Source organism: Pseudomonas cyclaminis, assembly GCF_015163715.1.
Classification (GTDB): Bacteria; Pseudomonadota; Gammaproteobacteria; order Pseudomonadales; family Pseudomonadaceae; genus Aquipseudomonas; species Aquipseudomonas cyclaminis.
The window spans coordinates 1-17,612 of sequence record NZ_JADDUM010000071.1; the positions used below are offsets into that span (position 1 = coordinate 1).

The 17,612-nt window shown below is 59.2% G+C and carries 14 protein-coding genes and 2 pseudogenes; 8 read left to right on the forward strand and 8 right to left on the reverse strand.

Going from position 1 to position 17,612, the window contains the following annotated elements; all coding sequences use genetic code 11:
- From IQK56_RS10945 to IQK56_RS10955, 3 genes are all read right to left on the reverse strand, one after another.
- On the reverse strand, positions 1 to 1,688 hold a 1,688-nt coding region (locus tag IQK56_RS10945), incomplete at its 3' end, for a DUF6531 domain-containing protein (RefSeq protein WP_246500201.1).
- A 198-nt stretch (positions 1,689 to 1,886) separates the two neighbouring features.
- A complete protein-coding gene (locus tag IQK56_RS10950; RefSeq protein ID WP_150762422.1) occupies positions 1,887 to 3,368 on the reverse strand; it encodes a methyl-accepting chemotaxis protein in 1,482 nt (493 codons plus the stop codon).
- Between the two features lie 96 nt (positions 3,369 to 3,464).
- Positions 3,465 to 4,271, reverse strand: a complete 807-nt coding sequence (locus tag IQK56_RS10955; protein WP_122307769.1) for a TatD family hydrolase — start codon at positions 4,269 to 4,271, stop codon at positions 3,465 to 3,467.
- Positions 4,272 to 4,507: 236 nt separating this feature from the next.
- Between IQK56_RS10955 and IQK56_RS10960 the strand changes: the two genes are divergently transcribed.
- From IQK56_RS10960 to IQK56_RS10970, 3 genes and pseudogenes are all read left to right on the forward strand, one after another.
- Positions 4,508 to 5,929 (forward strand): MltF family protein, encoded by a 1,422-nt coding sequence (locus IQK56_RS10960; RefSeq protein WP_193863276.1) that lies wholly within the window; start codon positions 4,508 to 4,510, stop codon positions 5,927 to 5,929.
- A gap of 102 nt (positions 5,930 to 6,031) precedes the next feature.
- The gene (locus tag IQK56_RS10965) at positions 6,032 to 6,466 is read left to right on the forward strand and encodes a DoxX family protein (RefSeq protein ID WP_150676774.1); all 435 of its coding nucleotides are present in this window, start codon (positions 6,032 to 6,034) and stop codon (positions 6,464 to 6,466) included.
- Positions 6,467 to 6,726: 260 nt separating this feature from the next.
- Positions 6,727 to 7,034, forward strand: a pseudogene (locus IQK56_RS10970) (class I SAM-dependent methyltransferase).
- A 4-nt stretch (positions 7,035 to 7,038) separates the two neighbouring features.
- Here IQK56_RS10970 and IQK56_RS10975 read toward each other — a convergent pair.
- The 3 genes and pseudogenes from IQK56_RS10975 to IQK56_RS10985 form a co-directional block, all read right to left on the reverse strand.
- Positions 7,039 to 8,783: pseudogene (locus tag IQK56_RS10975) on the reverse strand (GldG family protein).
- A gap of 15 nt (positions 8,784 to 8,798) precedes the next feature.
- Positions 8,799 to 9,524 carry a heme exporter protein CcmB gene (locus IQK56_RS10980; protein ID WP_122307774.1) on the reverse strand — a complete coding sequence of 242 codons (726 nt, stop codon included), beginning with the start codon at positions 9,522 to 9,524 and terminating at the stop codon, positions 8,799 to 8,801.
- Positions 9,521 to 10,447, reverse strand: coding sequence for an ATP-binding cassette domain-containing protein (locus tag IQK56_RS10985; protein WP_150762418.1), 927 nt, complete (start codon positions 10,445 to 10,447; stop codon positions 9,521 to 9,523). The genes IQK56_RS10980 and IQK56_RS10985 overlap by 4 nt, the downstream gene beginning before the upstream one ends.
- 217 nt (positions 10,448 to 10,664) lie before the next feature.
- Here IQK56_RS10985 and IQK56_RS10990 point away from each other — a divergent pair, with 217 nt between their 5' ends.
- Positions 10,665 to 11,651, forward strand: coding sequence for a hypothetical protein (locus IQK56_RS10990; RefSeq protein WP_122307776.1), 987 nt, complete (start codon positions 10,665 to 10,667; stop codon positions 11,649 to 11,651).
- 113 nt (positions 11,652 to 11,764) lie between these two features.
- Positions 11,765 to 12,238 carry a transcription elongation factor GreB gene (greB, locus tag IQK56_RS10995; RefSeq protein ID WP_016972352.1) on the forward strand — a complete coding sequence of 158 codons (474 nt, stop codon included), beginning with the start codon at positions 11,765 to 11,767 and terminating at the stop codon, positions 12,236 to 12,238.
- A 44-nt stretch (positions 12,239 to 12,282) separates the two neighbouring features.
- On the opposite strand, the gene IQK56_RS11000 is transcribed toward greB, so the two are convergent.
- Both IQK56_RS11000 and IQK56_RS11005 read right to left on the reverse strand, forming a co-directional pair.
- Positions 12,283 to 14,793, reverse strand: a complete 2,511-nt coding sequence (locus IQK56_RS11000; protein WP_193863272.1) for an ABC transporter permease — start codon at positions 14,791 to 14,793, stop codon at positions 12,283 to 12,285.
- Positions 14,793 to 15,476: an ABC transporter ATP-binding protein gene (locus IQK56_RS11005; RefSeq protein WP_032888990.1), complete on the reverse strand. Its 684-nt coding sequence runs from the start codon at positions 15,474 to 15,476 to the stop codon at positions 14,793 to 14,795. The genes IQK56_RS11000 and IQK56_RS11005 overlap by 1 nt, the downstream gene beginning before the upstream one ends.
- Positions 15,477 to 15,486: 10 nt before the next feature.
- On the opposite strand from IQK56_RS11005, the gene IQK56_RS11010 reads away from it, so the two are divergent.
- The 3 genes from IQK56_RS11010 to IQK56_RS11020 all read left to right on the forward strand — a co-directional run bounded on the left by IQK56_RS11010 (position 15,487) and on the right by IQK56_RS11020 (position 17,518).
- A complete protein-coding gene (locus IQK56_RS11010) occupies positions 15,487 to 16,092 on the forward strand; it encodes an arylesterase (protein ID WP_160385058.1) in 606 nt (201 codons plus the stop codon).
- Between the two features lie 59 nt (positions 16,093 to 16,151).
- Complete coding sequence (locus IQK56_RS11015; RefSeq protein WP_025859175.1) at positions 16,152 to 16,445, forward strand: hypothetical protein; 294 nt, start codon at positions 16,152 to 16,154, stop codon at positions 16,443 to 16,445.
- A gap of 104 nt (positions 16,446 to 16,549) precedes the next feature.
- The gene (locus tag IQK56_RS11020; protein ID WP_193863270.1) at positions 16,550 to 17,518 is read left to right on the forward strand and encodes a L,D-transpeptidase family protein; all 969 of its coding nucleotides are present in this window, start codon (positions 16,550 to 16,552) and stop codon (positions 17,516 to 17,518) included.
- Positions 17,519 to 17,612: the final 94 nt, after the last annotated feature.

Consider the following 17,612-nt stretch of genomic DNA (forward strand, 5'->3'; position numbering starts at 1 on the left):
ATGCGCCCTAAATAGTCCCGGGAAATCCTCAGGCGGTTGTCATACGCATCACTGATCGAAACCAGCACACCATCGCGAAAGTGATAAAACCGCGATGCCTGTACCAGCACCAACTCATCCGGCACCGAGCCCAAGTAGATCGCGGCTTCAGCCAGGCTATTGGTGATTGCAGGTCGAGCAACTGTCGGCAGTGGAAACTCAGTCGAGCGATTCTCATGATCTGTCCAGACCACCGAATCGCCTGACACGACAAGCCGATGTGCGAGCGAATGACTCCAGCCAACCCCCAGCCCGACATCCACTTCCACCGCACTGGTGCGATACAACCGTGTCCACTCAAACGGCAGAATCCCGTCCAACGTGCCATCGGTGAGGGTCAGCAATTCCTCCCCAGTGACCATCGACACCGGACAGCCATTGGTGACCGTCTTATCCGAAGCCGCAGCAGCATCGCCCTTCGGATTCGTCGCTACGGCAGGCGCGTCGTCGACATGCTCCTGCCTGACCAACACCGTCCGCTGTGTCTTGCCGCGAACCGCCGGTACTGCGTTCGAAACCAGGTTCTCCCCTGCCTTCAACGGCGCAGCCGGCACTGCCTTGATCGGCGTCGCCGCACTGCCCAGCAACAAAGGCTTGAGTGCCTCCGAGTGCGCGTCCAGCTTCGGCCCCACGAGGTGATCGGCCAGCAACTCCAACAACGCCCGCGCCCGTTTGGATTTGATAGTGCTCAGCGTCTGTGCACCCAGGCGTAGCGTCACACCCGTCCCGGCCGTCGCCCTCATCAGCAGCAGGTTGATCAGCACTTCACCGGTGATCTCGCCCAGTAATTCATACATCTCTGGCGGCGGTAGCAGGCGTATCCAGCTGACGATCGCCGAGACATAAATGAACAACAGCGGCTCATCGCTAAGCACCAACAAACCCTTGGCAATCGCGTCGCTGCCCAGCCTCAGCAGTTCATCAAGCTCAGCCTGGGAGAGGTACGCCAACAACTTCTGGCTGTTGGCCTTGAGATTCGCCAGCAGGTCGCACAGCTGGGTAATGTTGTCCCACAGGTTGTAGAGCGCCTTGGCCATCCCGGTGGAAAACGCCACGCCCTGCATCGCGCTGCGTCGCAAGGAGCTGGCGTTGGCAAAGTCGTTCCATTGGGGTTTGAAAGTCGCCGTCCACTCTTCCCGCAGACGAGCTTCCAATCCCTCAATCACGGTCTGATAAGACGCATACAGCGCCTTGACGTGATCCTGGGAAACAGTGGGGTAGAAGGTGATTTGGTAGGGCTGGTTGCGATCACACTCGGTGACTTCGAGGATGCCGCTGGGGCCGATGGTCCGATGCAGCGGCGGGCCCATCGGGCTGCCATCCGCCGCAATGGCTTGGAGCATCACTGGCGTATTGCCGATGGGCACAAAGCGCGTGCTTTCGAACATATGCACCAGGGTCAGCGAGCCCTGGGCACTGCACATGGCGACCGTTTTACTGGGCGTCTTGGACGAAACCGGCGTAACCAGCGCTACCTCGTCGCCCACCTTGAAGACCTGTTCCACCTCCAGTGCCGAACCGCTCCAAAAGCTTTCGGCCCAGGCATCAAAGGTGTTCAGGCAATTACGGAAGTCACCGAAGACGCGCTCAATATCCGGCGCCTTGGGATCCATGGGGGCCAGGACAAGGCTGGCGATGACGGGAATCAAGACGCAGCCCTATGGGGCAGGGCGGTTATTGAGAAGTACATCGGCGGTCCCTCGCACTGAATAATCAGGCGAGAGACTTTGGAGAGGTTCGTCGGATAAAGAAGTCGGCGTTATTCGCGAGGACGGCTAGGAGGTTTCGCCAAAATTTCGGGTAAATGGTGGGGCGAGCGTAGGAGTCGGATTACAGGTAGGGAAGTCCTACAGCTTCAGTTGCCCAATCGCCTTGCTCAACTCCCCGGCCAGCGTCGCCAGCTCATTGCTGGTCGTTGCCGAATCCACGGTCTGCTGCACGGTGTTTTCGGTCACATCGCGAATACTCACCACTGCGCGGTTCATCTCTTCGGCCACATGGCTTTGTTGCTCGGCGGCGACGGCAATCTGGGTGTTGCTCTCGCGCATTTGCGCCACGGCACCCGTGATTTCGGCGAGTGCCGCGCCGGCCTCTTGGGCTTGTTGCACGCAGTCGTCTGCCTTGAACGAGCTTTCCTGCATAAAGTCCACGGCGTCGCGGGTGCCCGCTTGTAGCGCTGAGACCATGCGGGTGATTTCGTCCGTGGAGCTTTGCACGCGTTTGGCCAGGTTGCGCACTTCGTCGGCGACCACGGCAAAGCCCCGGCCCATTTCTCCGGCCCGGGCGGCTTCGATGGCGGCGTTGAGGGCGAGCAGGTTGGTCTGTTCGGCGATGCTGTGGATCACGCTGACTACACCGTTGATTTTCTGGCTGTCTTCGGCGAGCTTCTGGATCATTTCGGCGGTTTGTTGCACACCGCTGGACAGCCCGGCAATCGAGTGTCTTACCCGCGTCACCACTTCCTGGCCGCTGCCGGCGAGGGTGTCGGCGGTCTGGGACAAGTCCCGGGTGGCGCCGGCATGTTGGGCGATGTGGTAGACGGTGGCGGTCATTTCGTTGATGGCGGTGGCGGCCTGGTCGGTCTCGCTTTGCTGGCCGAGCATGCCGTGTTGCACCTCGTTCATGCTGCTGGCCAGGCGCGCGGCGCCTTCGTCGAGTTGCCGGGCAGTGCGCGCCACGGTGCTGACCACGCGTTGGTAGCCAGCCTGCATGGCATTGAACGCGCTGGCCATCTGGCCGACTTCATCTTTGCAGGCCAGGGGGACGCGGGCCGATAGATCGCCGGTTTTTTCCACATGCAGCATGACGTCCTTGAGCGTGTTGAGCTGGCTGAGCAGGAAGCGGATCAGCAACTGCGAAGCGCCCAGCATCGCGAGCATCAAGATTGCCACCGCCACGGCGTAATTGGCGAAGCGTTCGCCGAACACCTGGCTCAAGCTTGGTGCATAGGCAAGTACGCCAATGTATTGCCCATCCGGGCGGGCGATGACTTCGGCGCCCATTAATGGGTTCTCGCCAAACAGCGGCATGTGATTGAGTTCGACCCAACCGGTGGTGGTGCTCAGGGCTGACAGATCCAGATCGCCCAGTTGTGGGACTTGGCCTCGCGCAAACGTCAGCCAGTGCGCGTCCTTGGGCAGTGGCTGATCGGTTGGCCAGGCACTCAACAGTCGCCCTTGGGCCTGCGCCGACGCTTGGGACGCCGTGATGCGCGCCTGTTGTTCGAGCTGCACGGCGTACAGCACCAGCAGGAGGGTGGTGATGAAGGCAACCGCGTTGACCGCCCAGAATTTGTACTTCAGCGAGATATTGCTAAGCCAGGCACCCATGGAAGGTTTTCTCTGATAGCGGAAACAGTATTGGCAAGGTGCCATTATTGTGCCGCTATGCAGAAAGCCGGTTTTGACATGGGTCAATGCGACGCATCAATCCACGGTCGGCAACCCAAAAAAAGCGCGGGAACAGGCAGTGCTGTGCTCGGCCAGGTCTTGCGCGCTTTCATTGCGGTGCAGGGCAACTTCGCGCAGGACTTCTGTCAGGTAGGCCGGTTCGTTACGACCGTTTTTCGGCTTGGGACGCAGGGTTCGGGGCAGCAGGTAAGGCGCATCGCTTTCCAGCATCAGACGGCCTCGAGGAATTTCCCTGACGAGTGGGTGCAGGTGTGTCCCACGGCGTTCGTCGCAGATCCAGCCGGTGAGGCCAATGTGCAAATCGAGGTCGAGGTAGCTGAACAGCGCCGCCTGTTCGCCGGTAAAACAATGCACCACGGCGGCGGTCAGGTGGTCGCGGTAGTCCTTGAGGATCTCCAGCAGGCGTTGGTTGGCGTCACGCTCATGGAGAAACACCGGAAGCTTTAGTTCGACGGCCAGGGCCAAGTGTTCTTCCAGGACTTTTTCCTGTTGTGGGCGCGGTGAGAAATCCCGATTGAAATCCAAACCGCATTCGCCCACCGCACGTACCCGGGACTCACCGAGTAAACCGCGCAAACGCTGGGCGCTGTCGCCGTTCCAGTCGCTGGCGGAGTGGGGGTGGATGCCGGCGGTACTGAACAGGCGTTGGCCGCTTTCGTCGAGTTTGACGCACAGCTCCAGGGCCTGTTCGCTGCCGTCGACGCTGGTGCCGGTGAGTACCAGTTGTTGCACGCCGGCGGCGTAGGCGCGGTCGAGAACGGCCTGGTGCTTGTCGTCGAAACTGGGGTTGGTCAGGTTGACGCCGATATCAATGAGTTGCATGGTGCTATCTCCGCCTGCGGCCGGAAAGCATATCAGAGCTGTAGATTTATAAGAAAAACGAAGAACTACAACGAGTTATAGCTGTCTTTGAACGTCGCAAGTGACATCGTGGTTGGCTGAACGCCTTGCACTGTGCCACCGTTGCGCGCAAAGCCTGCGCATAAAGCGCTCTGTTTCTGACCCCCACCGCGTCGTTTTTCGCGAGCGCGTTGGCCAGTATTCTTTCCGGAGAGCGGATGATCCGACCCTCGGCGTTGCTTATGTTGTGCCTGACGTTACTGTTGCCCATGGCAGCGGTTGCGCGTCTGGACGGGCCGCTGGAAGTGACCAAGCCCGGCAAGGTTCGTGACCTGGCGCAGATTCGTTCCAGCCGCACCCTGCGGGTATTGGTCAACCAGAGCCGCAACAGTTCAGGCGAAGTGCAGGGCCAGGCCATCGGTGTCGAATACCACCGCTTGCGCGCCTTTGAGCAATACCTCAATGGTCACGCCCGTGATGGCCAGGAAATCAACCTCAAGATTATTCCCAAGGCCAAGGACCAGTTGCTCGGCGCGCTGGCCCGTGGCGAAGGCGATCTGGTGGCGCCTGGCGAATTGCTGGATGTGAGGGTGGCTCATAAAGTCAGCGCCAGTGACCCGATTGCCAGCGATGTTCCGTTGTGGCTGGTGGGGGTGAAGGGCGAGCGACGGTTTACCAAGTTGGAGCAATTGTCTGGGCGAACCCTGGCCCTGACCACCGGCAGTGCGGCGGCGGACGCCATCAGCCAGGTCAATCAGAAGCTGGCCCTGCATAAGCAGCCACCGGTCAAGGTGGAATGGGTTGACCCGACCCTGGCGGTGGAAGACGTACTGGAAATGGTCCAGGCGGGGATTTTCCATCTCACTATTGTCGAGAAACCGATTGCCGAACGCTGGTCGAAAATCCTGCCCAAGTTGCGCTTCGACAAACAAGTCGTCATCAGCGAGCCCGGCGATGAATACTGGTTTGTGCGCCAGGATGCTTCGATGCTGCGGGCCAGTATTGATCGATTTCTCAAGACCTATCGCACCCCATCAGATCAGGACGTCGCATTCCAACGTATCTATAGACGCCTCTACCAAGTGCGTAATCCGCTGGCCCGTGCAGACCGTCAGCGCCTGGAAAAACTACGCCCTGTGCTGCAAAAACATGCCCGTGAGCAGGGCATGGACTGGCTGAACCTGGCCGCACTGGCCTTCAAGGAGTCTGCCCTCGACCCTGGGGCGCGCAGCAGCGGCGGCCCGACCGGGCTGATGCAGATCACACCCTCCGCGGCGCAACGGGTGGGCGTCAACAACATCGAAAACCTCGACAGTAATGTCCAGGCTGGCGCGCGTTACCTGGCGTTGATCCGTCGCAAGTTCTTCTCCAGCCCCAAGCTCAACGAGCGCGAACGCATGGCCTTTGTACTGGCGGCCTACAACATGGGGCCGGAGCGGGTGCAGGGGATGCGCACCGAGGCCAAGCGCCGTGGACTGAATCCCAACCAATGGTTCTTCCAGGTGGAGCGCATTGCCATGGAGCAGGTAGGGATGGGCGGCGTCAGCTATGTTAATAGCGTGAACAAGTACTACTTGGCGTTTGATCGGGAGCGGGAGTCCCTGGAACCGCCAGCGCCGAAGATTGCCTCACGGAAGTAATCTATTTTATCGATATTAATTAGGCATTTTTTCGGCTTTTATCATTGCTTAAACTGATTAATATAGCGGCCAACCCACCCTACTTCGAAAAGGATTTACCCCATGAGCCCAATGATTAAAAGCCTGCTGTCCACCCGTGCCGGCTACGGTCTGACCGTCCTGCGCATTGTCGTCGGCATCATCTTCGCCGCCCACGGTTCGCAAAAACTCTTCGGTTGGTTTGGCGGCTATGGCTTGGCGGGCACTGCGCAATGGATGGAAAGCATCGGCCTGGCACCGGGTACCCTGATGGCGCTGCTGTCGGGCGGGACCGAGTTCTTCGCCGGCCTGGCGCTGATCATCGGTTTGCTGGTGCGCCCGGCGGCATTGGGCCTGACCATTCTGTCGCTGGTGGCAATCTTCTCGGTGCATATCCACAACGGCCTGTTCATGGCCAACAATGGTTATGAGTTCGCACTGGCCTTGTTGGGCGGTTCCCTGGCGGTGCTGCTGGAAGGTGCCGGCAAACTGTCTGCCGACCGCGCCATCGCTGACTGATCGCTCTGCAGCACCCTGAAAAGGCCCGCCATGTGCGGGCCTTTTCATTGCTCGGGATTCTTGACATCGGCCCTCCGGCTTCTCTAGGATGCTGCCCATGCGCCGATTTAAACAGCTAATTGCGGGGCGCCACTGGGACTCGATGCAGCCCGACAGAAGCCTGTTTTCCCCTGAGGAGACAGCTTCGAAATACCGCTAAAGCGCTGGTTCGGTGTTGCCTCTCACCTGCCCGCAGACTTTTGAGGCAGAGACACGACACGATGAATGCACTACGCCCCCTGATACGCCTGGCTCCGATCACTGCGGACCTCACTCAACGCAATCCAAAAATCCTCCTGGGCGGCAAGCACCAGCCGACGTTGCTACGTTATCTGGACGGCTGGCCACGTCGCACCGGGCGCCTTCGGCGTTCCTGATCCAGTTTGTCGAAGACGGCGATTCCCTGGCCCGCTTTGCAAGTAACAGCTTCGACCTGGCGGTTATTCAGGCACCCAGCGCCAGCAACGCGCAGGAGGTCATCCGAGAGTTGACCCGCATTGCCCGGCAGGGGCTGATTGCCAGGCGTTAAAGACTCAATGACGCACGGCGTCCGCTCGCAATCGACGTCGTCGATTACCTAGAAACACCACCCAGGCAATCAGGCACAGCGTCAGCGGGATCGCCAACGTCACCACCAGTTTCATTGCGAACTCCAGGAAGTGCACACGTGCGTATGCCTCGGCCTTCAAGGCATGCAATTCCATGGGTAAGCGCAGGCGCTCTTTGTTTAGTGCAAGCAGTTGGGTGGTGCTGTCCACTGCCTGGGAACTGAGGTTGGCGGGCTCTGGGCTCAGCCTTTTCCACTCCTGCTCAGTACGTAGCAGCGCCGCTCCAACTCACTCGCCTTCTCACTGTAAGTGTGTGCAGCGTCGTCACGCATTCGTTCGAGCATGTTCGGTGACCTGTTCGCCACCGCACGTGGGCGAATATTGAGCAACGCATCGCTTGCGGACAAGTTATCCAGTGTATTCAACACAAACAGGGTATTGCCGTCGGACGCCGTGCTGTTGACTTGGTCTGTGAGCAAGTCAGTGTCGGCAACCACCACCACATGGATGAGCGCCGCTTTTTGCACACCTGCTGGCTGTCCTTCGAGGCGGTCCGGGAATACTGAATAAGCCGGACCCTCTATGCGAGCGGCAATCACATGGCGTTGCGCTTGAGTGGAGGCCTCATCGGCCATTGAGTCGAACTCGTTTGGAGAGGCAAATCGGTTGGTCTCCACCAAGGCAGATTGGCCAGAGCTTTGCAGGAGAGGGGTGAAGGTCGTGCGCCCTTTTTGGCGACGCGTGAGGGCGCCGCTGCTCGATACCGCCACGTTGTTCACTTTGCGGCTGCTGATGTCGTGTGCATTCATTGCCTGGGGAGGCAGATCCAGACTGCCTGGATGCGGCATCACTGGCTGACCGGGCTCCGGCGTCATTGACGCGGTATAACGGCTGTCGACTAGAAACTTGTCCTCCTGCATCTGTATACCCCAAGCCGCAAGCAACTCGGTCAGCCGGTTATGGGGCGCACGCGTGTTCGAGTGTTGCTCGCTGATGGGATCGATAAACATCATTAATTTACCGCCCTTCAATACAAATTGTTCAATCTCATACAGTGACCGCTCAGGCAGTGCCCGTGGATGCACGACCATGAGCGTTTTGACCTGCTCCGGTATGCGCTCGGCGCTTGCGCCCAGATTGACCAGGTTGAAGTGTCGCTGCAGTTCCTTCAGCAAGCGGCCAGCTGACTCTCCCATCTCCAGCCCTGGCACCAGCCCTATGACGGCGCGCTCTGGGTGTTGCAGTTTATGGATCAGATGGCTGATTTCATATTCGAGCAATGGCTCCCGGTCCAGGCTGAACGATTGGATGCGTTGCGCTCCGTGCCCGGCGCGGGTGCCGATCAGCCCCAGGAAGCCCGCTGTGTCGTCGAGACCGAACAGTTTGGCTTTGTAGGCATCTTCTGAATAAGGTTTGGGATCAATAAGGTGTAGGTTGATCATGCCCTTCGCTGCTTTTTCGTACTCCAGCAATAGGTCCTCGATGCGCTTGCCATAGCGTTTCAAGGCGTAGCTTCGTTTCGGGTCGTTGTGGGCATTGAAGTAATACACGTCCAGGGGATTTTCCAATGACGCGAGTAATTGTTGGGCTTGAGGAGACAGGGTGTGGGTTTTCTCTCGTGATAAGTCCCAGCGGATATCAGGAAGCTTTGCGACCCACACTAAGTTGAACGCCAAAAATAGTAACAATATGACAATAAGTGTCATGCCAGTGCGCAGAGTAGGTCGCATGGAGGGCTTTCCTTCTCAGCTGTGTTTGTAGTTGAGGGTTACTGTTGTCGCTGCTAGAAAGGTCAGGATTATGCTAATGAAGTAAAGCGTGTCGCGAAGCGCGAGTTTTCCATTGTCGATCGCGCTGTACCTTGAAAAAGGGTTGAGGGATACCAGGCTGTCTACCGCCCAGATGGGGGCTTGATGCTCAAGAGCATCGAGTAAATAAGAAAGGCCGCTGACGACGAGCAGCAAGGCCAATGTCAGTATGAACAGGGCGGCGCGCTGACGTACTAATGTGAACATGAAACAGCCGACCGATAAATAACTCCCTGCCAACAGCCAGCTCGACATAAATTGTGAGGCAATAACGCTGTTGTCTGCCTTGCCCAAGTAGTTGGTAATGATGACGAGGGGGAACGTCAACATCAGGGCTATGCCTACCACGACCCAGGCGGCCAGGAATTTGCCGACCACCCATTCAAATGTCGTGATCGGCAGTGTTTTCATCAGGTCGAGAAAGCCAGAGTTGGACTCGTCCGACCAGAGCTGCGCTGCCAGCATGGGTATCAATAATAAATAGAGCCAGGGGTGTAACTGGAAGAAAATCTGCAAGTGGCTGTTGTCTTGTTCCGGCCACGGGCTCATGTGCAACCCCAATGTCACGGACGTTACTGAAAAGATGGCGACACTCAAGTAGGTGCCGGGTGCGCTGGCATAGTGAGCGAACTGACGCTTGAAAATGGCGGACAGCAGTTTCAAAGAGAGGCCTCTCGGCTCAGATGGTGAACCACATCGCTCATGCGACCAGGCTCTAGATTCAGTGAGTTGATTTTCCAGCGGCGATTGGCAATGAGCGTGTTGATGTGGGGGTAGATGATGTGTCCTGGCATGGCCAGGACGGTCACCGTGCCGGGGGCATGCCGATGCTCCTCGATGCCCGCGACCCCAGGCAGCACAGCGAGGGCGAGCAAGTCCAGGGGCATGTCTGAAGCAAGTGTCACGGCTTGGAAGTGGCGGGAGTCGCTTTGTAGATCCGGCATGGGGGTATCGGTTACCAGACGATCGCCTGCGATAACCAGCGCGCGCGTGCAGAACTCGGACAATTCATCGCAGTGGCGGGATGCAACGATCACCGTCATGTCTTGCGTCAATGCCTGTATGAGCACCCTGAATTTGTGTTTCTGGTCAGGCGTGAATCCCTCGGTAGGTTCATCCAGCAATAGCAAGGCCGGTGCATGCAGGATGGCCTGGGCAATGGCGACTTTGCGCTTTAAACCGGTGGAAAGAACGTCAAGGGAGGCGTTGAGTACTGGCAATAGCTCCAGTTGCGTAGCGGCGTGTTCTACCCGTGCGCGTTTTTCATTGCCATGGAGTCCGCGAAGGGTGGCTATGTAGTCGAGGAACTCTTTAACCGACATCGTAGGATGACTGAGGCACCGCTGGCGTTGGTAACCGATGATTTTTTTTGTTTTAAGCGGATGGGTTTTAGTATTGAAGTTTTGAATGAGTATATGACCGCTGGACGGTGCGCTCGAACCCGAAATCAAATCGAGTAGTGTGGTTTTAACTGTAGGATCTTTCCCGAACAGTCCCAGGCATTCCTGTTTGTTTGCGCTAAATGAGAAATCGCTGATTATTTTTTTCCTGTTTGAATGCTTTGTCAGGTTGATTATTTCTATCATTTATTTTAGTGCGGCGTAGAGGAGAGGTTGAAAAGGGTACGAGTAATAGCTGTTTTTGGGAACGCCGGTCAGTCTTAATAAGGAAAGTCCTACGTGCGCGCCGGGCAAATCGCTGGAACAATTGCTTTGCGCTTTTTGAACCTTTGGTTGTCGGTTGTCGTGTGTTTATCTGAAGGTTATAGAGCGTTTCCGAAACTTGTAACGAGGCCTGATTACCATGATGCTTCTACGTACCCTTGTTCTTGAACGCGACGGTCAGGATGCTCCGGTCAACGGTGCATTGCTCTGTGGGTTTGCTGTAGGTCAGATTGCCTCCAACTTCCTTGTTTATAGTCTGGATGAAGAGGTGGAACCGGCGAGTTCCAGGGTGTATATCGCGGCCTTGCGCAAAAAACTTGATCGGTATTTTTTGGGCGGTGTTGAATCCAAGGAAGACCTGCAAGTGGCAATGCATGTGTTCAAGCAGATTCTCACATCAGCGGCATCGGGGGCCAAGGCGGGTGCTGTTACCGAAACCCAGGTGCCTTACCATTTCGTCGATTTGAAAGGCTGCAAGTTGCCGCCAGCCAGGCCCGAGGAACATCACTCGGTGATCATCAAGAAGGCGTTGGTGATGAAGGTCATTACTCTGGGTATGTCTGCTCCGGTGATGCCGGCAATCGAAAGCGCTTCATTAATCGTGCCTTCCATTCGTTTCTCATCGAAAATGAGCGCGCCTACCCGGGGCGTGAACCCGGTTGAGCCTCCCCGGCTGCCTATTCATGAGCCTACGGTAGAAGAGCCGCGACAGGCCCCCGTCGAAATGCCCATGACCATGGTGCCGGCAGAGCCTGTTGTCCCGAATGTGCCAGACGTCCCGGAGCAGCCGAAGCATCTGGCCCCACTGCCCCAGAGTACCTTGTTCGAAGTGGACAGTACGCTGACCAACCTTGCCCGCGTCGCTCAGGAGCTGACCCAACAAAAACTTGCTGCCATCGAACGGGAAACGGCGCTTGATCAGTGGCAGGCCCGATTGCAGCAAGAGCAAATTCAGCTGGATGAGCGGAACCGGGAATTGGAACAGCGCACCACTCAACTGCATGACCAGTCGTTGGCTGTCAGTCAGCGGACCGAAGCCCTGAAGGTGATGACCTCGCAAGTGTCAGGCTTGCGCCAGAGTTTGCGCGGTATGCTGCTTGAACTGGATCAGGCCCTGGATGGTTAGACTGGCCTGGCTACTTTCCCGGGTTCATTTATTATCAGTGCCAGCCAACCGAAGCCAGGATGTGATTGCCTGGCCTATCGGCACCTGTGGACATTGCCTGGGGATGCAAGCGTTTGAGTACCAAGCTGATTACCAAAGAAGGTCATGAAGCGCTGAAGAAAGAGCTGGATTATCTGTGGCGCGAGAAGCGCCCGGATACCACGCGCAAGGTGACGTGGGCCGCCTCTCTGGGGGATCGCAGCGAGAATGCCGACTACCAGTACAACAAGAAGCTGCTGCGCGAAATCGACCGACGTGTGCGTTACTTGCGCAAGCGCCTGGAAGACATGCGCGTGGTGGAGTACATGCCCGAGCAGGAAGGGAAGGTCTTTTTTGGCGCCTGGGTGGATATTGAAAACGAGCAGGGCGAGACCAAGCGTTTTCGCATCGTTGGCTATGACGAGATTTACGATCGGATGGATTACATATCCATTGACTCACCGATGGCTCGTGCCTTGTTGCGCAAGGAAGTCGACGATGAGGCCATCGTGCAGACGCCAGGTGGTGAAGTGTGCTGGTGGATCACCGGGATTGAATATGTGAAGTAGGCAGTGATGGCCCGCATTCGTTAAAGAGTGCGGGCATCGGCGTTTCAGCCTTCGCGCAATACCGTCAGCGGGCTGGCATTCAACGCGCGGCGTGTTCCGAATACACCGGCAGCACCGATCAGTACGGCGCCGATCACCGGCAGTAGCAACAGCCACGGGTGCGGGTGCCAGGCCAGGTCGAAGGCATAACGGTACAGCACCCACGTCACCAGCTCGGTGCCCAGTGCCGCCAGCAAGCCACTGACGGCGCCCAGTAAGCCAAACTCGATACGCCTCGCCTTGACCAGCAACTTGCGCTCCGCGCCCAGCGCCCGCAGCAGCGCGCCTTGGCGAATGCGCTCGTCCAAGGTGGCCTGTAGGCCCGAGAACAACACGGCCATTCCCGCAGCCAGTACAAACAACAGCACGTATTCCACCGCGAGGGTCACTTGGGCGAGGATGCTGCGCAGCTGCTCCAGCAAGGCCTCGACCTGCAGGATCGTCACCGCCGGAAAGGCTCGCGACAGATCGACGATCTGTTGGTCATGCCCCGGCGCGAGGTAGAAGCTGGTCAGGTAGGTGGCAGGCAGGTTCTTCAAGGTCCCCGGCTGGAAAATCATGAAGAAGTTCGGCTGGAAGTTATCCCAGTTGATGGTTCGCAGGCTGGTGACCCGCGCTTCACGATTTTCCCCGGCGATGGTGAACACCAGGTGATCGTCCAGCTTGAGCTTGAGGCTTTCTGCGACCTTGGCTTCTACCGACACGCCCGGTACCTCATCAGTCGGTTGTTTTGACCACCACGAACCTGAGGTCAGGGCATTGCCAGGCGGCAGGTCGGCGGCCCAGGTCAGGCTCAGGTCGCGTTGTACTGCGCGGTCGCCGCTGGAGTCCTTGCTGACAATGTCCTGCACCGGTTCGCCGTTGATACTGATCAGCCGGCCCGGCACCACTGGGTACAGTGGCGCGGATTGGGCCTGCACTTCCAGCAGGCGGGCGCCAAAGGCGTCCTTGTCGGCCGGCAGGATGTTCAGCGCGAAATAGTTGGGCGCATCCTTGGGCAACTGGTTTTGCCAGGTATCGAGCAATTCGCCACGCAGCAAGGCGATCAAGCCCATGGACAATAGGATCAAGCCAAACGCCAGTGACTGGCCGGCCGCTGCCAATGGGTGGCGCAGCAGTTGGCCCAAGCCCAATCTCCAGGGCAGGGAGGCACGGGCCAGAAGGCGCCGCAGGCTTTGCAACAGCAGCAGAAGCAAGCCGCCAAGGACCAGCGCCGCCACCACGCCGCCGCCCAGCAGGGCGAAGGTCAGCACCAGGTCCAGGCTCAGGCGCCACATGATCAGGCCGAGGGCAAACAGCGCAGCGCCATAGACCATCCAGGTGCTGGACGGGATGGGCAGCAGGTCGCGCCGCAATACGCGCAGCGGCGGTACGCGCCCGAGTGCGGCCAGCGGTGGTAGGGCGAAGCCCGCGAGCGCGACCAGCCCGGTGCCGATCCCGGCAACGGCGGGCAACAGTCCGCCGGGGGGCACATCTGCCGGCAGCAGGTCGTGCAGGAAATAGAACAGGCCAAACTGCGCCAGCCAACCGAGCAGGGCACCGGCCAGGCTCGCCAGCAAACCCAGCACCGTCAGTTGCAGGCTGAACAGCAACATGGCTTCGCGTCGTGACAATCCCAGGCAGCGCAGTAATGCACTGGCGTCGAAGCGTCGGGTGGCAAAGCGGTTGGCCGACAAGGCGACGGCCACGCCAGCCAGCAGCACGGCGACCAGGCTGGCCATGTTCAGATAGCGCTCGGCTTTGCCCAGGGCGCCGCCAATCTGCTGGTTCCCGTCCCGCGAGTCCTGCAGGCGCTGGTTGGCGGCCAGGCCCGGCTTGAGCAGGTCACGATAGGTTTGCAGCGCTGTGCTGCCCTGGGGCCCGCGCCACAGTTCACGGTAGCTGACGCGGCTGCCGGGCTGGACCACGCCGGTGGCATCCAGGTCCGCCAGGTTGATCATCACCCTCGGCGTGAGGCTGTAGAAGTTGCCGGCGCGATCCGGTTCGTAGGTGAGCACGCGGGCGAGGCGCAGGGTTTTCATGCCGACATCGACGCTGTCGCCGACCTTGAGGTCCAATGCCGTCAGCAGTCGCGCCTCCACCCAGGCTTCACCGGGCTTGGGGCCTCCGCCAGGGGTTTCATCGCCAAAGGGCGCGGCAGCGCTCTTCAGTTCGCCTCGCAACGGGTATTGCTCGTTGACCGCCTTGATGCTGGAGAGCTGGATACCGTTATCGGTGGCGATAACACTGGAAAACTCCACGACGCGAGCGTGATCCAGGCCCAGCTCGGTCCCGGAGCGGATTTGCTCGGTGCGGGCAGGTGAGCTTCCTTCCAGCACCAGGTCGGCGCCAAGGAACTCGGTGGCACGCAGCATCATGGCGCCGTTGAGGCGGGCGCCGAAATAACCGATAGCGGTACTGGCGGCCACGGCCACCAGCAGGGCGAAGAACAGCACGCGCAATTCGCCGGCGCGGGCATCGCGCAGCAATTGACGCATGGCAAGGCTGAACAGGCGCAACAGCGGCAAACGTGCCATCAAGGCTCCAGGGGCGCGACCATCAGGCCGGCTTCAAGGCGGATCAGGCGTCGGCAACGGTGGGCCAGGCGCTCGTCATGGGTGACCAGCACCAGGGTCGTGCCGCTCTCTTTATTGAGCTCGAACAGCAGGTCGCTGATGCGCTCACCGGTGTGGCTGTCGAGGTTGCCCGTGGGTTCGTCGGCAAACAGCACGTCCGGTTCGGCGGCAAAGGCGCGGGCAATGGCTACACGCTGTTGCTCGCCACCGGAAAGCTGGCGCGGCGAGTGGGTCAGGCGTTGGCCGAGGCCCACGCGCTCCAGCAGGTGCTTGGCGCGCTCGCGGGCATCCTTGCGGCCATCCAACTCCAACGGCAGCATGACGTTCTCCAGCGCATTGAGGCTGTCGAGCAGTTGGAATGACTGGAATACAAAACCCACGTGTTCGGCGCGGATACGCGCACGCTGGTCTTCGTCGAGGCGGCTGAGGGCTTGTCCGGCAAGGGTGACTTCGCCGCTGCTGGGCAGGTCGAGGCCGGCCAGCAGGCCAAGGAGGGTGGATTTACCGGAGCCGGAACTGCCGACGATAGCCAGGCTATCGCCCTTGTTCAGTTCCAGGCTCAGTTCGTGCAGGATAGTCAGTTCACCTTCCGCGCTGGGAACCACTTTGCTAAGGTTCCGCGCGGTGAGAATGCTTGCGCCCATGGAGAATCCGATGCGAATGTGGTTTTTGAGTGCTGGCCTGGCCTTGATGTGCATGGCCCAGAACGCAGCGGCGGGTACAGTCCTGATCGTTGGCGATAGTATCAGTGCCGGTTTCGGCCTGGATACACGCAAAGGGTGGGTTGCCTTGCTGGAGCAACGGCTCAAGAAGGAAGGTTTCGACGATAAAGTGGTCAATGCGTCCATCAGTGGCGATACCAGTGCCGGAGGCCTCGCGCGGCTGCCGGCGGCGCTTGCAGAGCATAAGCCTGACGTAGTGGTTATCGAATTGGGTGGCAATGACGGCCTTCGTGGCCAGCCACCTGCGCAATTGCAACAAAATCTTGCTTCGATGATCCAGAAGTCCCAGGACAGCGGCGCCAAGGTGCTGTTGCTGGGCATGCAGATTCCGCCCAACTACGGGAAGCGTTATGTCGATGCCTTCGCAAAGGTATTCGGCGATGTCGCCGAGCAAAAAAAGGTGCCTTTGGTGCCGTTTTTCCTTGAAGGCGTCGGCGGCCATCCGGAGTTGATGCAGGCGGACGGGCTGCACCCGGCGGTCGCTGCCCAGGGCAAGTTGCTGGAAAATGTCTGGCCGACGTTAAAACCGCTGCTATGACGCTTTTCTACCGGCAGGCTTTCGGCTAAGGTGGCGCCCCCCCCGATCTGGAGCCCCCGATGTCGCGTCCTGCCTGGTCCCTGTTTAACTACCAACTGATCGAGCCGGACGAGCAGCTGGATCTGTTCGCCTGCCAGGAAGTGCGGGTGCATCTGGTGACGCGTCAGCTGGAACTGGGCGGCTCCATCGATCGCACGCTGTGCGGCACCTTGCTGCCAGCGCAACCTCGCTGGTCGCGGGTCGATCGCTCGATTTTCCAGGATCAGCGCCTGTGCCCCTTGTGCCGGGCCATCCTTGAGTCCCAGAAGCGCGGCACGCCGCCGATCTGGCCTGAGCTGCGTTTTGAGCTATAGAAGCTGCTGCAAGCTTCCAGCGATAAGCTGTAAGCTAGCGGCTGAAGGCTTGCAGCTTGCGGCTCGCCTTTAACCTACCCGTCGTTCTGCGAAGGATTTTCCGGATGTTGTCGCGCCTCTCCGTCGTCACCTGCTGCCTGTCTCTCGCTGCGCTCTGTGCAGCGGGCTCTGCATCCGCTTTGCAGCTGCCCTTGCCACCGCCGGGTGAAGATATCGTCGGTCAAGTCCAGGTGATCAAGGCCAAATACGAAGACACCTTCGCCGACCTGGGCACCACGTACGACCTGGGCTATTCGGAAATGGTCGCGGCCAACCCGGGTATCGATGCCTGGTTGCCGGGGGCGGGCACCGAGATCGTGCTGCCGACACGGTTTATCCTGCCGCCGGGGCCTCGCGAGGGCATCGTCATCAACCTGGCGGAATACCGGCTCTACTATTTCCCCAAGGGCCAAAACGTGGTCTACACCTTCCCGTTAGGGATTGGCCGTGAAGGCTGGGGCTCGCCGATTGCCCATACCAGCATCATCGCCAAGACGCCTAATCCGACCTGGACGCCGCCGGCCTCGATCAAGGCCGAACACGCCGCCAATGGTGATCCATTGCCGAACGTGGTGCCTGCAGGCCCGGATAACCCGCTGGGCCCGTTCAAGTTCACGCTGGGCACACCGGGTTACCTGATCCACGGTTCAAACATGAAGTTCGGCATTGGTACACGTACCAGTCATGGTTGCTTCCGCATGTTCAACAATAACGTGCTGGAGATGGCTGGCATGGTGCCGGTGGGCACTTCGGTGCGCATCATCAATGATGCCTACAAGTTCGGCAGCAGCGGCGGCAAGGTCTATCTGGAAGCGCATACACCGTTGAACGATGACGGAACGCCATCGGTGGTCGACAAGCACACGGCGGTGATCAACGCCTTGCTCAAGCGTGAAGACCTGGCCAATAACCTGCGGGTGAACTGGGATCAGGTGCGTGACGTGGTTGCGGCCGAAGATGGTCTGCCCACTGAAATTGGTGTGCCCGGTGGCGCACCGGTGGCCTCCAGCGCGCCAATCGATCTGCAGCAGTAAAACGTGTGGGAGGGGGCTTGCTCCCGATGTGGTGGTTCAGTAACGGATGTGTTTACTGAGACATCGCCATCGGGGGCAAAGCCCCTCCCACATT

Coding starts and splice junctions, on each gene's coding strand:
- IQK56_RS10950 (WP_150762422.1), bottom strand. CDS start 3,368: ATGGGTGCCTGGCTTAGCAATATCTCGCTGAAGTACAAATTCTGGGCG.
- IQK56_RS10955 (WP_122307769.1), bottom strand. CDS start 4,271: ATGCAACTCATTGATATCGGCGTCAACCTGACCAACCCCAGTTTCGAC.
- IQK56_RS10960 (WP_193863276.1), top strand. CDS start 4,508: ATGATCCGACCCTCGGCGTTGCTTATGTTGTGCCTGACGTTACTGTTG.
- IQK56_RS10965 (WP_150676774.1), top strand. CDS start 6,032: ATGAGCCCAATGATTAAAAGCCTGCTGTCCACCCGTGCCGGCTACGGT.
- IQK56_RS10985 (WP_150762418.1), bottom strand. CDS start 10,447: ATGATAGAAATAATCAACCTGACAAAGCATTCAAACAGGAAAAAAATA.
- IQK56_RS10990 (WP_122307776.1), top strand. CDS start 10,665: ATGATGCTTCTACGTACCCTTGTTCTTGAACGCGACGGTCAGGATGCT.
- IQK56_RS11000 (WP_193863272.1), bottom strand. CDS start 14,793: ATGGCACGTTTGCCGCTGTTGCGCCTGTTCAGCCTTGCCATGCGTCAA.
- IQK56_RS11005 (WP_032888990.1), bottom strand. CDS start 15,476: ATGGGCGCAAGCATTCTCACCGCGCGGAACCTTAGCAAAGTGGTTCCC.
- IQK56_RS11010 (WP_160385058.1), top strand. CDS start 15,487: ATGCGAATGTGGTTTTTGAGTGCTGGCCTGGCCTTGATGTGCATGGCC.
- IQK56_RS11015 (WP_025859175.1), top strand. CDS start 16,152: ATGTCGCGTCCTGCCTGGTCCCTGTTTAACTACCAACTGATCGAGCCG.
- IQK56_RS11020 (WP_193863270.1), top strand. CDS start 16,550: ATGTTGTCGCGCCTCTCCGTCGTCACCTGCTGCCTGTCTCTCGCTGCG.